At 69.4% G+C, this 16,343-nt stretch carries 14 protein-coding genes; all 14 read right to left on the reverse strand.

Features of this window, described 5'->3' with window-relative positions:
- Nucleotides 1-179: 179 nt before the first annotated feature.
- The gene (locus tag LO762_RS13050) at nucleotides 180-866 is read right to left on the reverse strand and encodes a response regulator transcription factor (protein ID WP_230614875.1); all 687 of its coding nucleotides are present in this window, start codon (nucleotides 864-866) and stop codon (nucleotides 180-182) included.
- Nucleotide 867: 1 nt separating this feature from the next.
- Nucleotides 868-2,058, reverse strand: a complete 1,191-nt coding sequence (locus LO762_RS13055; protein WP_230614876.1) for a sensor histidine kinase — start codon at nucleotides 2,056-2,058, stop codon at nucleotides 868-870.
- Nucleotides 2,059-2,179: 121 nt separating this feature from the next.
- Nucleotides 2,180-3,256, reverse strand: a complete 1,077-nt coding sequence (locus tag LO762_RS13060; protein WP_304523643.1) for an ABC transporter ATP-binding protein — start codon at nucleotides 3,254-3,256, stop codon at nucleotides 2,180-2,182.
- A gap of 8 nt (nucleotides 3,257-3,264) precedes the next feature.
- The gene (locus LO762_RS13065) at nucleotides 3,265-4,317 is read right to left on the reverse strand and encodes an ABC transporter ATP-binding protein (RefSeq protein WP_230614877.1); all 1,053 of its coding nucleotides are present in this window, start codon (nucleotides 4,315-4,317) and stop codon (nucleotides 3,265-3,267) included.
- The gene (locus LO762_RS13070) at nucleotides 4,314-5,327 is read right to left on the reverse strand and encodes an ABC transporter permease (protein ID WP_230614878.1); all 1,014 of its coding nucleotides are present in this window, start codon (nucleotides 5,325-5,327) and stop codon (nucleotides 4,314-4,316) included. Before LO762_RS13070 ends, LO762_RS13065 begins: the two co-directional genes overlap by 4 nt.
- Before the next feature lie 90 nt (nucleotides 5,328-5,417).
- Nucleotides 5,418-7,169 (reverse strand): ABC transporter substrate-binding protein, encoded by a 1,752-nt coding sequence (locus LO762_RS13075; RefSeq protein ID WP_230614879.1) that lies wholly within the window; start codon nucleotides 7,167-7,169, stop codon nucleotides 5,418-5,420.
- A 61-nt stretch (nucleotides 7,170-7,230) separates the two neighbouring features.
- Nucleotides 7,231-8,220 carry an ABC transporter permease gene (locus tag LO762_RS13080; RefSeq protein WP_230614986.1) on the reverse strand — a complete coding sequence of 330 codons (990 nt, stop codon included), beginning with the start codon at nucleotides 8,218-8,220 and terminating at the stop codon, nucleotides 7,231-7,233.
- 336 nt (nucleotides 8,221-8,556) lie between these two features.
- The gene (locus tag LO762_RS13085; RefSeq protein WP_255685656.1) at nucleotides 8,557-9,537 is read right to left on the reverse strand and encodes an ABC transporter ATP-binding protein; all 981 of its coding nucleotides are present in this window, start codon (nucleotides 9,535-9,537) and stop codon (nucleotides 8,557-8,559) included.
- 10 nt (nucleotides 9,538-9,547) lie between these two features.
- Entirely contained in the window at nucleotides 9,548-10,615 is a 1,068-nt protein-coding gene (locus LO762_RS13090) for an ABC transporter ATP-binding protein (protein WP_230614881.1), read from the reverse strand.
- Complete coding sequence (locus LO762_RS13095) at nucleotides 10,616-11,629, reverse strand: ABC transporter permease (protein WP_230614882.1); 1,014 nt, start codon at nucleotides 11,627-11,629, stop codon at nucleotides 10,616-10,618.
- Nucleotides 11,630-11,735: 106 nt separating this feature from the next.
- Nucleotides 11,736-13,487 (reverse strand): ABC transporter substrate-binding protein, encoded by a 1,752-nt coding sequence (locus tag LO762_RS13100; RefSeq protein ID WP_230614883.1) that lies wholly within the window; start codon nucleotides 13,485-13,487, stop codon nucleotides 11,736-11,738.
- 53 nt (nucleotides 13,488-13,540) lie between these two features.
- Nucleotides 13,541-14,533: an ABC transporter permease gene (locus tag LO762_RS13105; protein WP_230614884.1), complete on the reverse strand. Its 993-nt coding sequence runs from the start codon at nucleotides 14,531-14,533 to the stop codon at nucleotides 13,541-13,543.
- A 487-nt stretch (nucleotides 14,534-15,020) separates the two neighbouring features.
- Nucleotides 15,021-15,458 carry a hypothetical protein gene (locus LO762_RS13110; RefSeq protein ID WP_230614885.1) on the reverse strand — a complete coding sequence of 146 codons (438 nt, stop codon included), beginning with the start codon at nucleotides 15,456-15,458 and terminating at the stop codon, nucleotides 15,021-15,023.
- A gap of 102 nt (nucleotides 15,459-15,560) precedes the next feature.
- A complete protein-coding gene (locus LO762_RS13115) occupies nucleotides 15,561-16,214 on the reverse strand; it encodes an HAD family phosphatase (protein ID WP_230614886.1) in 654 nt (217 codons plus the stop codon).
- Nucleotides 16,215-16,343 lie beyond the last annotated feature (129 nt).

A 16,343-nucleotide genomic window follows, 5' to 3' on the forward strand; every position in this document is an offset into this window, starting at 1 on the left:
TACCGTAGGGATTTCGGCGCTCCGGCGGATCGGTCGTGGGGACGGGCTTGCCGCTCCCCCCGCCGCAGGAGGAGGACGGGGCCGGTCCTCCCCCTGAAGGAGGGGTGTCCCCGAGGCCGGTCCCCCGCCGGTCTCAGGGATGCGGCCCGCTCGCGGCGGGGTGTCCCGGTATGTCCTGTTCAGCCGCCGCCGGGGCGGATGACGCCCGTCTCGTAGGCGTAGACGACGGCCTGGACGCGGTCACGCAACCCGAGTTTGGCCAGGACGTTCCCGACGTGCGTTTTGATGGTGGTCTCCGACACGACGAGTTCGCGGGCGATCTCGGCGTTGGACAGGCCGCGCGCGACCTGCCCGAGGACTTCGCGTTCCCGTTCGGTGAGGTGGTCGAGGCCGGGCGGCGGGCCCTCGTCGCGGACGGCGGGCAGCCGGGACGCGTAGGTGTCGATGAGGCGGCGGGTGACGCTCGGCGCGATGAGCGCGTCGCCGTCGGCGACGATCCGGATGGCCGCGACGAGGTCCTCGGGCGGCGCGTCCTTCAGCAGGAAGCCGGACGCGCCGGCGCGGACCGCTTCGATGACGTACTCGTCGAGGTCGAAGGTGGTGAGGATGAGGACCCGCGGGTTGTGGGCCGCTGCCCCGTCCCGGACGATCCTGCGGGTCGCCTCGATGCCGTCGACGCCGGGCATGCGGATGTCCATGAGGACGACGTCGGGCAGGAGCGAGCGGGTCGCCTCGACCGCCGCCGCGCCGTCGGCCGCCTCGCCGACGACGGTGAGGTCGGGTTCGGCCTGCAGGATCAGCCGGAATCCGGCCCGCAGTAGCGGCTGGTCGTCGACCAGCAGGATCCGGGTGGCCGCCGTGCTCAAGTCATACCTCCAGGGGGAAGCTCGCGCGGACCTGGAAGCCGCCGCCGGTGCGGGGGCCTATCCGCAGTTCACCACCGTAGAGGGCGACGCGCTCCCGCATGCCCACCAGGCCGTGCCCGGACGACGTGCCGGCCGAGGAGTCCAGGACGCCGCGGCCGTCGTCGGTGATCTCGACGGTCAGGTTCCGGTCGCCGTAGTTGACGCGGACCCAGGCGCGGGCGTGCGGGCCCGCGTGTTTGAGGCTGTTGGTGAGGGCCTCCTGGATGAGCCGGTAGGCGGCGAGGTCCACGCCGGTGGACAGGCGGCGGGATTCGCCGGCGACGTCGAGTTGCACGTCGAGGCCGGTTTCGCGGACCTGTTCGATGAGGCCGGACAGGTCCTCGACGCCGGGCTGGGGGGACAGTTCGTGACCGGGCGCGACGGTGTCCCGGTCGGTCCGCAGCACCCCGACGATCCTGCGCATCTCCGACAGCGCGGTCCGGCCGACCTGCTCGATCGTCTCGATGGCCTCCCGCGCGGACTCGGGGTCCTTGGCCATGACGCGGCGGGCCGCGCCCGCCTGGACGGTCATGACGCTGACGTGGTGGGCGACGACGTCGTGCAGTTCCCGCGCGATCCGGGACCGCTCCTCGACGCGCGCGGTGCGGGCGTCGGCGAACCTGGCCTTCTCCAGGCGGGCCGCCCTGTCCTCAAGCTCGGTGAGGTAGGAGCGGCGCAGCCGGGTGGAGCGGCCCGCCCACCAGACCGTCGCGATCAGCGCCAGGTAGAGGGCGATGAGGACGGCGGGCGGGCGGGGTGAGGCGACGGCCATGAGGAACGCCGACACGGTGAACGCGGTGGCGCCCGCGAGGAAGCTGCGGGCGAGCGGCCGGTAGGCGGCGACGGAGTAGACGGCGATGAGGAACGCGACGAGGTCGCCGGACGGCTCGCGGTGCGTCAGACCGAGATAGGTCTGGCCGAGCAGCGCCAGCAGGAGGACGGCGACGGGGAACCGCTGCCGCACGACCATCAGCCCGGTCAGGGAGATCGTGACGGTGTAGGACAGGGTGCTGGGGGCGGTGAACTCGCCGGTGTTCCTGGCTCCCGACAGGTCGACGAGGGTCAGCACGGTCAGCGCCAGCGCGAGAACCCCGTCGGCCGCCTCCGGATGGCGGCTCGTCCAGGCTCTCAGCTCGCGGATACGGGTGGTCACCCCCTCACGGTAGGGCCACCCGCACCATGCCCGCCCCCTCCGGGATGCCGAACCGGGCCCCCTCCTGGAGGAGGAGACCCGGACCGGGGCTACCGCGCCCGGCTAACCCGACGACGTCCGTTCACGGTACGGGCGCGGCTTCGGGCGCCGGTTCGGGGAAGTGGCAGGCGACGGCGTGGCCCGGCGTACCGCCCGCCTCATCCGCGAGGGCCGGTTCCTCCACCTTGCACCGGTCCTGTGCCTTCCAGCAGCGCGGATGGAACGGGCAGCCGGGCGGCGGGTTCAGCGGCGACGGCACGTCTCCGGTGAGCCGGATCCGCTCCCTGCCGTCCCGGGCCGCCGGGTCCGGGACCGGCACGGCCGACAGCAGCGCCTTCGTGTAGGGGTGCTTGGGCCGGGTGTACAGGTCGGCCTGGTCGGCGATCTCCACGATCCGGCCCAGGTACATGACGGCGACCCGGTCGGAGATGTGCCGCACCACCGAGAGGTCGTGCGCGATGACGACATACGTCAGCCCGAGTTCGTTCTGGAGGTCCTCCAGCAGGTTGACGACCTGCGCCTGGATCGACACGTCCAGCGCCGAGACCGGCTCGTCCGCCACGATCAGCTTCGGCTTGAGCGCCAGCGTCCGCGCGATGCCGATGCGCTGCCGCTGCCCGCCGGAGAACTCGTGCGGGTACCGGTTGTAGTGCTCCGGGTTCAGACCGACCAGTTCCAGGAGTTCCTGGACGGCCCGTTTCACCCCGTGTTCGGTCTTGATGTCCTGCAGGTGGAACGGCGCGCCCACGATCGACCCGACGGTCTTGCGGGGGTTCAGCGACGAGTACGGGTCCTGGAAGATCATCTGGATGTCGCGGCGCAGCGGGCGCAGGCGGCTCTGCCTGAGCGTCGCGATCTCCCGGCCCTCAAAGCGGATGCTGCCCGCCGTCGGGTCCTCGAGCCGCATGATCATCCGGCCGGTGGTGGTCTTGCCGCAGCCCGACTCCCCCACCAGGCCGAGCGTCCGGCCCCGGTCGACGGAGAACGACACACCGTCGACCGCCTTGACCGTGGCGACCTGGCGGCGCATCAGGCCCGCGTGCACCGGGAAGTACTTGCGCAGGCCGGTGACCTCCAGCAGCGGGCCTTCCCCGCCGCCGGGCGCGGGCGACGCGGCGGGCGCGGCGGGTTCGGCTGCCTTCACGGCGTCGGTCTCCATGCTCTCCCTCACAGCTTCGGCCCGATCTCTGTCTCCCAGACGCGGCGGCGCTCGGCGACGTCGAGGTGGCAGGCGGCCCGGTGGGTCGTCTCCGGCTCCACCCGCAGCTCCGGCACCTCGGTCTGGCTGCGGCCGCCCGTCCGGTCGGCGTAGGCGCAGCGCGGATGGAACGCGCACCCGGACGGCAGGTTGATGAGCGACGGCGGCGCGCCCTTCACCGGCATGAGCCGTTCCGTGCGGGCCCGGTCCAGGCGCGGCATCGACCCGAGCAGCCCCCACGTGTAGGGGTGCAGCGGCCGGTGGAACATGTCGTCCACCGCCCCGTACTCGACGCAGCGGCCGCCGTACATGACGAGCACGTCGTCGGCGAGTTCGGCGACGACCCCGAGATCGTGGGTGATCATGATGATGGCGGAGTCGAACTCGCGCTGGAGGTCGCGCAGCAGGTCCAGGATCTGCGCCTGCACGGTGACGTCCAGGGCCGTGGTCGGCTCGTCCGCGATGAGCAGCTCCGGGTCACACGACAGGGCCATCGCGATCATCGCGCGCTGCCGCATGCCACCCGAGAACTGGTGCGGGTAGTCGTCCACCCGCTTGTCCGGCGTGGGGATGCCGACCCGGCCGAGCATGTCGATCGCGTGCTTGCGCGCGACCTTCTTCGACACCGCGTTGTGGATCCGGTACGCCTCGATGATCTGCGCGCCGATCGTGTAGAACGGGTGCATCGACGACAGCGGGTCCTGGAAGATCATCGCCATGTGGCGGCCGCGCAGCCGCCGGACGTCGTCGGGGTCCGCGCCGACGAGCTCCTTGCCGTCGAGCCAGATCTCGCCCGAAACGCGGGCGTTCCTGCGGTGGTGCAGGCCGAGGATGCCGAGGCTCGTCACGGACTTGCCCGAGCCCGACTCCCCGACGATCCCGAGGGTCCGGCCGCGCTCCAACGTGAACGACAGGCCGTCGACGGACCTGACGAGGCCGTCGTCGGTCGGGAAGTGGATGCGCAGGTCCCGGACGTCGAGGAACGGGGAGCCGCCGGAGGTGTCCTTCACCGGTTCGCTCACGACAGCCTCACTCTCGGGTCCACCACCGCGTACAGGACGTCCACCAGGAAGTTCAGCAGCACCACGAACAGGGTGGCCAGCAGCACCACGCCCATCACCATCGGCAGGTCGCCGGTGAAGATCGACTGGATGGACAGCGCGCCGAGCCCGGCGAACCCGAACGTGCTCTCGGTGAGGACGGCGCCGCCCAGCAGCAGGCCCAGGTCCAGGCCGAACACGGTGAGGATCGGGGTGAGCGAGGCGCGCAGCGCGTGCCGGGTGATGACGGTCCGCTCCGGCAGGCCCTTGGCGCGGGCGGTGCGGATGTAGTCCTCGCCGAGGGTCTCCAGCATCCCGGCGCGGGTCAGCCGGGCGTACAGGGCGGCGTACAGGAACGACAGGGTCACCCACGGGAGGATGAGGTTGTAGGCCCAGTCCACGGGGTTCTCGGTGAACGGGACGTACCGGACGCCCGTGGGCCACAGGCCGAGCCCGTAGGCGAACACCGCGAGCGACACGAGACCGGTGAAGTAGATCGGCAGCGACACGCCCGCGAGCGCCGTCACCATCGCGGCCCGGTCGAAGACGCTGCCGCGCCGCAGCGCCGACAGCACGCCGATGCCGACGCCGGTGACGACCCACAGGACCGACGCGCCGAGCGCGAGCGACAGGGTCACCGGGGCCCGGTCGAGGAGTTTCGGGAGGACGGGCTCGTTGGTGGTGAAGGAGTAGCCGAGGCACGGGGGCGGGCACCAGATCTCGCTGGGGCCGTTGTCGAACTCCTTGCCGACGAAGACGCCCTCGACGAACCTGGCGTACTGCACGGCGATCGGCTCGTCCAGGCCGAGCCTGACCTTGATGTCGTCGATGGCCTGCTGGGTCGGGGCCTTGCCCGCGTAGGTCGCGGCGAGCTGGTCGGTGGTCTGCCCGGCGAGCTTCGGCAGGACGAAGAAGATGCCGAAGGTGACGATGCTGCTGACGACCAGCATGGCCATCGCCCCGAGGAAGCGGCGGATGATGAATGACAGCACGGTCTGCGGCCAACCGCCGGACCCGCCCGGAGGGGACGGGTCCGGCGAAACGGCCTCTCACCTACCTTCTAGTGCACGTCCGGCAGGCGGTTACTTGACGCCGAGGTTCAGGTAGTCGTACATGCCGCCGTAGCCCTCGGTGATGGTGAGGTTGGTGACGTTCGGCGGCCGGTACAGCAGGATCTTGGCGTACAGGAGCGGCACGATCGTCGCGTCCTCCATCACCAGCTCGTCGATCTTGGTGTACATGGCGGTGCGGGCGGCCGGGTCGGTGTTCTTGGCCGCGTCGTCCAGGAGTTTGTCGACCTCGGGGAGCCGGGTCTCCTGGATGTTGGTGTTGCCGCCGTCGCGGATGGTGCGGCCGTCGACGATCTGCGACAGGAAGCCGTAGCCGGACGGCCAGTCCGCCGCCCACGCCATCGACAGGAGACCCGCGTTGTTGTTCCGGATCCACTTCGGGGAACCGGCGTAGCGGCCGAAGTAGTCACCGGCCGGGACCTGCTTGATCTCGACCTCGATGCCGACCTTCTTCAGCCCCGCCTGGATCGCGGTCGCCGCGGCGACCTCCTTGGGCCGGTCCGAGCGTGCCGTCAGCGTCGTCTTGAAGCCGTTCGGCTGGCCGCACTCGGTGAGTTCCTGCTTGGCCTTCTCGATGTCGCCGTGGTTGTCGGCGCCCGACGGGTAGCGGTTGGCCTCCTTGTAGCCGGTGACGCCCGGCGGGAGGATCGTCGTGGCGATGTCGCCGCCCGCGACGGGGCCGCCGTGGCCGGTCTGCGCGCCGACCTTGTCCATCGCGTAGGCGACGGCGCGGCGGCAGTGCACGTTGTCGAACGGCTTCACGTTCGGGTTGACGCCGATGTAGCGCAGGAAGCCCGCGATGGCGTTGTCGGAGTTGGCGAGGTTCGCCTGGTTGCCGAGGATCTTCGGCTGCGCGGCCTGCTGCACGCCGGTGCCCATGATGTCGATGTCGAGCGCGCCCGACATGAGGCGGTTGTCGAGGTCATCGGGGTTGATCTTGAGGGTGACCTCGATGTTGTCCGGCAGCGCCTTGTCCGCGCGCAGCGGGTCGGTCGCCGGGTCCCAGTGCTCGTTGCGGGACAGCTTCATGACCTTGCCGCGCTCGTAGGTGTCGATCTTGTACGGGCCGGTGGAAAGGATGTTCTTCTGGTACTCCAGGCCGTTGTCCTTGGCCTTGGGCACAGGCTGCGTCTGCATCTGGACCAGGAAGTCGAACTCCGCGAACGGCTGGTTCAGGTGGAAGACGATCGTGTGGTCGTCGGGGGTCTCGATCGCTTCGAGGCCCGTCTCGGACTTGTCGTCGTAGGGGCCCTTGTAGGGCTCCTCGTTGTCCTTCAGGTAGCCCTTGAAGTACTTGGGGCCCTCGGTCAGCTCGGCCGTGTAGTTGGACCGCTCGACGGCGTGCTTGACGTCCTTGGCGGTGACCTCGGTGCCGTCGGAGTACTTGACGCCCTTGCGGATCTTGTACGTCCAGGTGAGGCCGTCCTCGCTCACCTCGCCGAGGCTCTCGGCCAGGTCCGGGACCAGCTCCAGGGTCTTGCCGGGCGCGGAGTTGAACGTGGTGAGGGCACGTCCGTACAGGCGGCCGAAGTTCTGGGAGAAGGCGTAATACGTATTGCCCATGTCCGGCGAGTCCCAGTCGTCGGAGCTGCCGAACCGGAGCGTGCCGCCCTTCTTGTCGGACGGGTTGGCCAGCGCCGTCAGGGCGGTGTTGGCCGGGGACGTCTCCGACGAGTCGCCGTCGCCGTCGCCTCCGCACGCGGACAAGCCCGCGGCCAGCGTCAGCGCCACCGCTGTCGCGACGATCGCTTTGAACCTGGTCATCAGCCGGGTTACCTCTTCCTGTTTTCTCGGGGGGTAGGGGTTTGGCCAGCGGCCGGGGCCGTTAGCGGGAACGGGGGTCGAGCGCGTCACGCAGCCCGTCCCCCAGGAGGTTGAAGGCCAGCACCGTGACGAAGATCGCGAGGCCGGGGATCACCATGAACAGCGGCGTGTTCTGGTACGTCTGCACGGCCTGGCTGAGCATGCCGCCCCACGACGGCATCGGCGGGTTCACGCCGACGCCCAGGAACGACAGCGAGGCCTCGAACAGGATGTTCGTCGGGATCAGCAGCGTCGAGTACACGATGATCGGCGCGACGAGGTTCGGCAGCACCTCGCGGAAGTAGATGTGGAAGTGGCTCGCGCCCATGCTCCGCGCCGCGTCGACGAACTCGCGTTCGCGCAGCGACAGGGTCTGGCCGCGCACGATCCTGCCGATGTAGGGGCAGTTGAAGAACCCGATGATGAACACCAGCACGGTGATCTTCAGGGGGTTGCCGGACAGGCCGTACACGTCGGTCGGCAGGATCCCGACGAGCGCGATCGCGAACAGCAGCAGCGGGAACGCCAGGAGCGCGTCCATGAACCGGCTGACGACGGTGTCGACGAACCCGCCGAAGTATCCGGCGAGGCCGCCGAGGATGACGCCGATCGTCATCGACAGGGCGGTCGCGGCGACCGCGACCAGCAGCGACACCCGCGCGCCCACGAGGATCCGCGCGAACATGTCGCGGCCGGTGGTCGGCTCGACGCCGAGCAGGTGGTCCCAGCTGATGCCCGAGTGCAGCCAGCCTTCCTTGGGCCGCAGCATCGTCGTGTCGATGAGTTCCTGGTTGTAGACGTCGGGGTCGGGCAGGAACCACGGGCCGACGATCGCGGCGAGCACGAGGACGACGATGGTGACGCCGCCGCCGACCGCGACCCTGTCGCGTTTCAGCCGGAGCCAGGCGATCTGCCACAGCGACCTGCCTTGGATCGCCTTGCCCACGCCTTTGAGTACCTGCTCAGGCTGGGCCTCGAAGTCGGACCCGGACACCTTGATCGGCGCGGTCACGCTCACGAACCTCCACGCAGCACGGGACTGCCCTCGAACTCTGTCGTGAAGCACAGTCGCCGCGTGGCCGACGGGACGCCAGCCCTCGTTTCCGCATCGTGACATCCGCGAGACCGAAAACGGATGAGACCATGACAAAGAACGGACATAAGGCGTGTTTCACACCTCATGTCCGTTCTCACCCGGCAGCGCCGCGAGCGTGCGCGCCGTAACAGTTGCTCCTCAGGAGATCCCGTGACGAAGGCCGTCCGGCCCCCATGGTGATGATCGGGACATTCTCCTGTAACAGCAAACTCTTTATGGAGTTGTGTCCCGGCGTCCCGGGACCGTCCCGGGTCAGTCCTCCGGGAAGTGGCAGGCCACGCTGCGTCCCGGCGTGCGCTCGGAGAGCACCGGAACCTCGGTCGCGCACTTCGGCTGCGCCTTCCAGCACCGCGGGTGGAACGGGCAGCCCGGCGGCGGGTTCAGCGGCGACGGCACGTCGCCCGTGAGCCGGATCCGCTCCCGCTCCTTGCGCGCCGCCGGGTCCGGGACCGGCACGGCCGACAGCAGCGCCTTGGTGTACGGGTGCTGCGGCCGGGTGTACAGGTCGGCCTGGTCGGCGATCTCGACCATCCGGCCCAGGTACATCACCGCGACCCGGTCGGAGATGTGGCGGACCACCGACAGGTCGTGCGCGATGACGACATAGGTCAGGCCGAGTTCGTTCTGGAGGTCCTCCAGCAGGTTGACGACCTGCGCCTGGATCGACACGTCCAGCGCCGACACGGGCTCGTCCGCCACGATCAGCTTCGGCTTGAGCGCGAGGGTGCGGGCGATCCCGATGCGCTGCCGCTGCCCGCCGGAGAACTCGTGCGGGTACCGGTTGTAGTGCTCCGGGTTCAGCCCGACCAGTTCCAGGAGTTCCTGGACGGCCCGTTTCACCCCGTGTTCGGTCTTGATGTCCTGCAGGTGGAACGGCGCGCCCACGATCGACCCGACGGTCTTGCGCGGGTTCAGCGACGAGTACGGATCCTGGAAAATCATCTGGATGTCGCGGCGCAGCGGGCGCATCCTGCCCTGGCTGAGCCGCGAGATCTCCCGGCCCTCGAACGTGATGCTCCCGGCCGTCGGGTCGAGCAGCCGCATGATCATCCGGCCGGTGGTGGTCTTGCCGCAGCCCGACTCCCCCACCAGCCCGAGCGTCTCGCCCTTGGCGACCGAGAACGACACACCGTCGACCGCCTTGACCGCGGCGACCTGGCGGCGCAGCAGACCCGCGTGCACCGGGAAGTGCTTCTGGAGCCCGGTGACCTCCAGCAGCGGCGTGGAACTCAATGAACTCACCTCAGAGGTTCGGCCTGATCTGGTTCTCCCAGATGTCCAGGCGCTGCTCGGGGGACAGGTGGCAGGCGACGCGGTGGCCGCTGTGCGCGGCGGTCGCGACCAGTTCGGGACGGACCGTCGTGCACGGGCTGCCCGGGCCCTGCGCGTGCGGGCAGCGCGGATGGAACGCGCAGCCCGACGGCAGGTTGATGAGCGACGGCGGCGAGCCCTTCACCGGCATCAGCCGGTCCGTGCGGTCCCGGTCCAGCCGCGGCATCGAGCCGAGCAGGCCCCACGTGTAGGGGTGCTGCGGGGAGTGGAACAGCTCCTCCACGGTGCCCTGCTCGATCGAGCGGCCGCCGTACATCACCATGATCCGGTCCGACAGCTCGGCGACGACACCGAGATCGTGCGTGATCATGATGATGGCCGAGTTGAACTCCTGCTGGAGGTCGCGCAGCAGGTCCAGGATCTGCGCCTGCACCGTCACGTCCAGGGCCGTGGTCGGCTCGTCGGCGATGAGCAGTTCCGGGTCACACGACAGGGCCATCGCGATCATCGCGCGCTGCCGCATGCCGCCGGAGAACTGGTGCGGGTAGTCGTCCACGCGTTTGTCGGGGGTGGGGATGCCGACGCGGCCGAGCATGTCGATCGCGTGCTTGCGCGCGACCCTCTTCGACACCGCGTTGTGGATCCGGTACGCCTCGATGATCTGCGCGCCGATCGTGTAGAACGGGTGCATCGACGACAGCGGATCCTGGAAGATCATCGCCATCGCCCTGCCGCGCAGCCGCCGGACGTCGTCCGGGTCCGCGCCGACCAGCTCCCGGCCGTCCAGCCAGATCTCACCCGACATCCGGGAGTTCTTCCGGTGGTGCAGGCCGAGGATCCCCAGGCTCGTCACCGACTTGCCCGAGCCCGACTCCCCCACGATGCCGAGGGTCTGGCCGCGCTCCAGCGTGAAGTCCAGGCCGTCGACCGACCTGACCAGGCCGTCGTCGGTCGGGAAGTGGATCCGCAGGTCGCGGACCTCCAGGAACGCGCGGGCCGTGGCGGCGGGCGCGGCCGACGGTTCGTACACGGTGCTCAACTAACCCAGCCTCACCCTCGGGTCGACGACGGCGTACAGGATGTCCACGATCAGGCTCGCGAAGACGATGAACACGGTCGCCAGCAGCACCACGCCCATCACCATCGGCAGGTCGCCCGACAGGATCGAGTGGATCGACAGGGAGCCCAGGCCCGGCAGGCTGAACGTCTGCTCGGTGAGGACCGCGCCGCCCAGCAGCAGCCCCAGGTCCAGGCCGAAGATCGTGACGATCGGGGTGAGCGACGCGCGCAGCGCGTGCTTGCCGATCACGGTGCGTTCCGGCAGCCCCTTGGCCCGCGCCGTCCTGATGTAGTCCTCACCGAGGGTCTCCAGCATCTGCGACCGGGTGAGCCGCGCGTACGTCGCCGCGTACAGGAACGCCAACGTCACCCAGGGCAGCACGAGGTTCCACGCCCACAGGCCCGGGTTCTCGGTGAAGTCGCTGTAGGCAACCCCGTTGGGCCACAGCCTGAACGTGTAGACGAACACGGCCATCGACACCAGGCCGGTGAAGTACACCGGCAGGGACACGCCCGCCAGGGCCGTCGCCATCGCCATCCGGTCGAAGACGGTGCCGCGCCGCAGCGCGGACAGGATGCCGATGCTGACGCCCGCGACGAGCCAGATGAGGGACGCGCCGACCGCGAGCGACAGCGTCACGGGGGCCCGGTCGAGGAGGGTCGGGAGGACCGGTTCGTTGGTGCGGAAGGAGTAGCCGAGGCAGGGCGCGGCGCAGTGCTCGACACTCGGCCCGTTGCTGAAGTCCTGTCCGGTGAAGACGCCCTTGACGAACCTGCCGTACTGGACGGCGAGGGGGTCGTCGAGGCCGAGCCGTTCCTTGACGTCCGCGATGGCCTCCGCGGTGGGGGCCTTGCCGACATAGGAGGCGGCGAGCTGGTCGGTGGTCTGCCCGGCCAGCTTCGGCAACTGGAAGAAGATGCCGAAGGTGACCATGCTGACGATCACCAGCATGACGACCGCGCCCATGAGGCGCCTGACGATGAATGCGAACACGATGGAACGGCCCGGTGACCCCGACCCCCCTGCGGTGCGGGGGGCCGGGGTCACCACTCGGCCTTCACCTGCCTTCTGCGGTGATGACGAGCGGTGTGCGGCGGCCTTACTTCAGGCCGAGGTTGACGTAGTCGTACTGGCCGCCGAGGAACTCGGAGACGACGACGTTGGTCAGGTTGGCCGGCCGGTACAGCAGCTGCACGGAGTAGGTCAGCGGGACGACGTCCGCGTTCTCCATGGACAGGTTGTCGATCTGCGCGTAGATCTTGCTGCGGGCGTCGGCGTCGCCCTCCTTGGTGGACCTGTCGAACAGCTTGTTGATCTTCGGCAGGTCGGTGGAGGACAGGTTGGTGTTGCCGGTCGGCTTGATGGTGCGGCCGTCCAGGATCTGCTGGAGGAAGCCGAAGCCCGACGGCCAGTCCGCCGCCCACTTCATCATGGCCATGCCGACGCCGTTGTCCTTGAGGAACGCGGGCGAGCCGGCGTACTTGGTGAAGTAGTCACCCGACGGGTAGCCCTTCAGGTCGACCTTGATGCCGGCCTTGCCGAGGCTCTGCTGGATGGACTCCGCGGCGGCGACCTCCTTGGGCCGGTCGGCGCGGTAGGTCAGCTTGGTGGCGAAGCCGTTCGGCTTGCCGCACTCGGTGAGCTGCTCCTTGGCCTTGGCCAGGTCGCCGGCGTTCCCGGCGGACGGGTACTTGTTGAACTCCTCGTGGCCGACGACGGTCGGGGGCAGCACCGTCGAGGCGATGTCGCCGCCGGAGATCGGGCCGCCGAGGCTCGTCTGCACCGACACCTTGTCGATCGCGTACTGGACCGCGCGGCGGCACGCGATGTTGTCGAACGGCGCGACCCGGCCGTCGATCGTCATGTAGGTGAGGGCCGAGCCGGACGCGGCGTCGCTGTTGGCCTTCTGGGTGCCGCCGAGCACCTTGGGCTGCGCGGCCGGGCCGACGCCGCCGGCGGCCAGGTCCATGTCCAGCGCGCCGGACATGAGCTTGTTGTCGATGTCGTCCTGTTCCTGGTTCAGCGCGACCGAGATGGTGTCGGGCAGCGCCTTGCGGACGGGGTCGGTCGCCGCGTCCCAGTGCGGGTTACGGGACAGCTTCATCGACTTGCCGACGTCGTAGGAGTCGATCTGGTATGGGCCGGAAGACACGATGTTCTTCTTGTAGTTCAGACCGTTGTCCTTGGCGCGCGGGACCGGCGCGGTCTGCGGCATGTAGGCCAGGTAGTCGAACTCGGCGAACGGCGTGTTCAGGTTGAACACGATCGTGTACTTGTCCGGGGTCTTGATGGACTTCAGGCCCGCGGGCGCCTTGTCCTTGTAGGGGCCCTTGTAGCCGCCCGCGTTGTCCACGAGGTACTGCGCGAAGTACTTCGGGCCGCCCTGGAGCTCGTCGGTGAAGTTCGACCGCTCGACCGCGTACTTGACGTCCTGGGCGGTGATCTCCGAGCCGTCGGAGAACTTGACGCCCTCGCGGAGCTTGTACGTCCAGGTCTTGTTGTTGTTGGACGCCTTGCCGAGGTCCTCGGCGAGGTCCGGAACGAGCTGCTGGCCCTCGGCGCCCGGCGCGTTCTTGAACGTCACCAGGGTGCGGGCGTAGTAGCGGGAGAAGTTCCAGGAGAAGGCGTAGTACGTGTCGCCCGGGTCCGGGGAGTCCCAGTCGCTCGACATCGCGAACCGCAGCTCGCCGCCCTGCTTGTCGGACGGGTTGAGGACCGAGGTGTTCGCGGCGTTGTAGGCGGCGGTGGAGGTCGTCCCGCCCGACGACTCCGAGTCCCCGCCGCAGGCGGTCAGCCCGGCGGCGAGCACGGCGCACGCGGCGAGCGACGCGCCGATCTTGATCTTGTTCATTGTGCTGAGCGCACCTCTCTGGGAACTGGCAGGGAACACACGACCCATGGGGGTCACCGGGCCCGGGGATCGAGCGCGTCGCGCAGCCCGTCCCCGAGCAGGTTGAAGGCCATCACCGTCACGAAGATGGCGAGACCGGGGATGATCATGAAGAACGGCGTGTTCTGGTACGTCGGCACCGCGAGGCTGAGCATCCCGCCCCACGACGGCATCGGCGGGATCACGCCCACGCCCAGGAACGACAGGGCCGCCTCGAACAGGATGTTCGTGGGGATCAGCAGCGTCGTGTACACGATGATCGGCGCGAGCAGGTTGGGCAGCAGCTCCTTGAACAGCACGTGGCCGTGGCCCGCGCCGAGGCTGCGGGAGGCGTCCACGAACTCGCGCTCGCGCAGCGACAGGGTCTGGCCGCGCACGATCCGGCCGATGTAGGGCCAGGAGAAGAACCCGATGACGAACACCAGGACGCCGACGCGCAGGCCGTTGCCGCGCAGCCCCAGCATGTCGTCCGGGACGACGCCGACGAGCGCGATCGCGAACAGCAGCAGCGGGAACGCCAGGAACACGTCCATGGCCCGGCTGATCACGGTGTCGACCCAGCCGCCGAAGTAGCCCGCGACGACACCGAGCACGGTGCCGATGGTGACCGACACGAGCGTCGCGAGGAACGCGACGATCAGCGAGATCCGGGCGCCGAGCACGATCCGGGACAGCATGTCGCGGCCCGTCGTCGGCTCGACCCCGAACCAGTGCTCCCAGCTGATGCCCGAGTGCAGGAAGCCGTCCTTGGGCCGCTGCATCGTCGGGTCGATCAGGTCCTGGTGGTAGGCGTTCGGGTCCTGCAGGAAGAACGGGCCGAAGGCCGCCAGGAGGATCAGCAGCGCGATGACGACGGCCCCGCCGAGCGCCGCCCTGTCGCGCTTGAGCCGCAGCCAGGCGATCCGGCCGAGCGAGCGGCCCTGGATCGCCTGGGTGCCGACGCCCTTGAGGACGTCCTCGGGATGGGCCTCGGCCTCACCCTTCGAAACTTCGATCGGCGCGGTCACGCACGTTCCTTCCTCGCCACCTGGACACCGCGACTCCGCGTAGCGGTGTACGTGCCCCTTGTACCGGCGGGTGTGGCGGCCTCCGGGCACGTGGGGCGGCTTGTTGCACAGAAAGTTGCCGCCCCATGACGCATCCGGCCGACGGGCCCTTCGGCGGAAGCGGAACGTTCCATGAAGTCTTCGTCAATTTCGGACGCGCGGTGAGATGTTATACGTGCATCCGATATGAACCGCACGGCGGCGGCCCGACCCCATGAAGATTTATCGTTCTGAGTCCCCAGGCGATGTCACCCGGCGCACGGAGGTGCGACCCGCCGAAGAATATGTGGACGGAGCACCAGTTCAGCCGTGGTACGAGACCCCATCAGGAGGTCATACCAATTACCTATAAGGCTGGAGCTATGCCGGGGCACAAAGAAGGCCCGCCCCAGCGGGACGGGCCTGATTTACGGACATGCCGGGCAGCGCCCGGTGGCGCGGACGGGCGTCAGATGCCCCTGCGGCGCAGGATCTCCTCGATCTCGGCCATCTCGTCGTCGATCGGCGGCGCGGGCCTGCGCGCGGCGCCCCCGACCGCGGGCGGCTGCGCGCCCGCCCCGGCCCGCCGGGGCTCGCCCCCGTGCGCACCGCCCGTCCTGCCCGCCCTGCCGGGCCTGCCCGCCGAGGAGCGCAGCCGCACCCCCGACACCACGTACAGCACACCGGCCAGGGCCAGCACCACAACGCCCGCCCACTTGGCGGGACTGAACACCAGGGACGCCAGGAACCCCGTCAGACCCGTCAGGTAGAAACCGAGCGGCACCAGCGACCAGGCGGCGCCGCGCAGCCCCGAGGCCGCGCCGCGCCCCCGGCCGACCCGCCAGCTGGCCAGCAGCCCCAGGACGGTCACGGCAAGGCTCACCGTGAACAGCAGCGCATCGCTCATGTCGGCCTCCCGTAGCCTCGACTCCCTTCCATAGTCACACGGGGAAGCCGGTTCGGCCCTCCTCCCGAAGGAGGGTTCGGGCCCTGAGGAGGTTTGGGGGGCTCAGGAGGGCGGTACCAGGGACCGCAGCCTGTCCAGGCTCAGTTCGGTGAGGGCCGGGACGACGGTACGGGACGGGCCGTCCGGGATCGGGACGACGTTGGGGATCGCGACGACCCGGCAGCCCGCGGCCTCGGCGGCGGCGACGCCCGTCGGGGAGTCCTCCAGCGCGACCGTCCGGCCGGGCTCGGCGCCCAGCAGGCGGCACGCCTTCAGGTAGGGGTCGGGGTGCGGCTTGGTGTGATCGACCTCATCGCCGGTGATCGTCACGGCGAACAGGTCGCGGCCGAGCGCGTCGATCGCGATCTCGGCGAGCTCACGGAACGTCGACGTGACCAACGCCACCGGGACGCCCTGCGCCGCCGCCTCGGTGAGGAGCTGCTTGGCGCCCGGGATGATCTCCAGCTCCGTCGGCAGGTTCAGCACCATGAAGTCCAGCATCCGGCGGCCCACCACCTCGACCGGGACGTCGGCGCCCGCGAGGTCGATCATGTACCGGGACGTGCCGTACAGGGAGCCGCCCAGGGTGATCTGCTCGTGCTCGGTGCCCCACGGGCCGCCGAGCCACGCCATCACCTCACGTTCGGCGGCGTGCCAGACCGGCTCGGAGTCGATGAGGGTGCCGTCGAGGTCAAAAGCAAGCGCCTGGAGAGTCACGTGTACCAAGACTATGCCAAGAACCGCGCGGCCACCGACCCGTCCCCGCCGCGTTCGGGAGCCCGCCCGTGGACGTTCACCGGGCCTTCGGACGGTGTTGGCGGAGAGTGATCGGGACCTCTGGGCATG

This window comes from Actinocorallia sp. API 0066, assembly GCF_020991275.1.
GTDB lineage: Bacteria > Actinomycetota > Actinomycetes > Streptosporangiales > Streptosporangiaceae > Actinocorallia.

Coding starts and splice junctions, on each gene's coding strand:
- LO762_RS13060 (WP_304523643.1), bottom strand. CDS start 3,256: ATGGAGACCGACGCCGTGAAGGCAGCCGAACCCGCCGCGCCCGCCGCG.
- LO762_RS13075 (WP_230614879.1), bottom strand. CDS start 7,169: ATGACCAGGTTCAAAGCGATCGTCGCGACAGCGGTGGCGCTGACGCTG.
- LO762_RS13100 (WP_230614883.1), bottom strand. CDS start 13,487: ATGAACAAGATCAAGATCGGCGCGTCGCTCGCCGCGTGCGCCGTGCTC.
- LO762_RS13110 (WP_230614885.1), bottom strand. CDS start 15,458: ATGAGCGATGCGCTGCTGTTCACGGTGAGCCTTGCCGTGACCGTCCTG.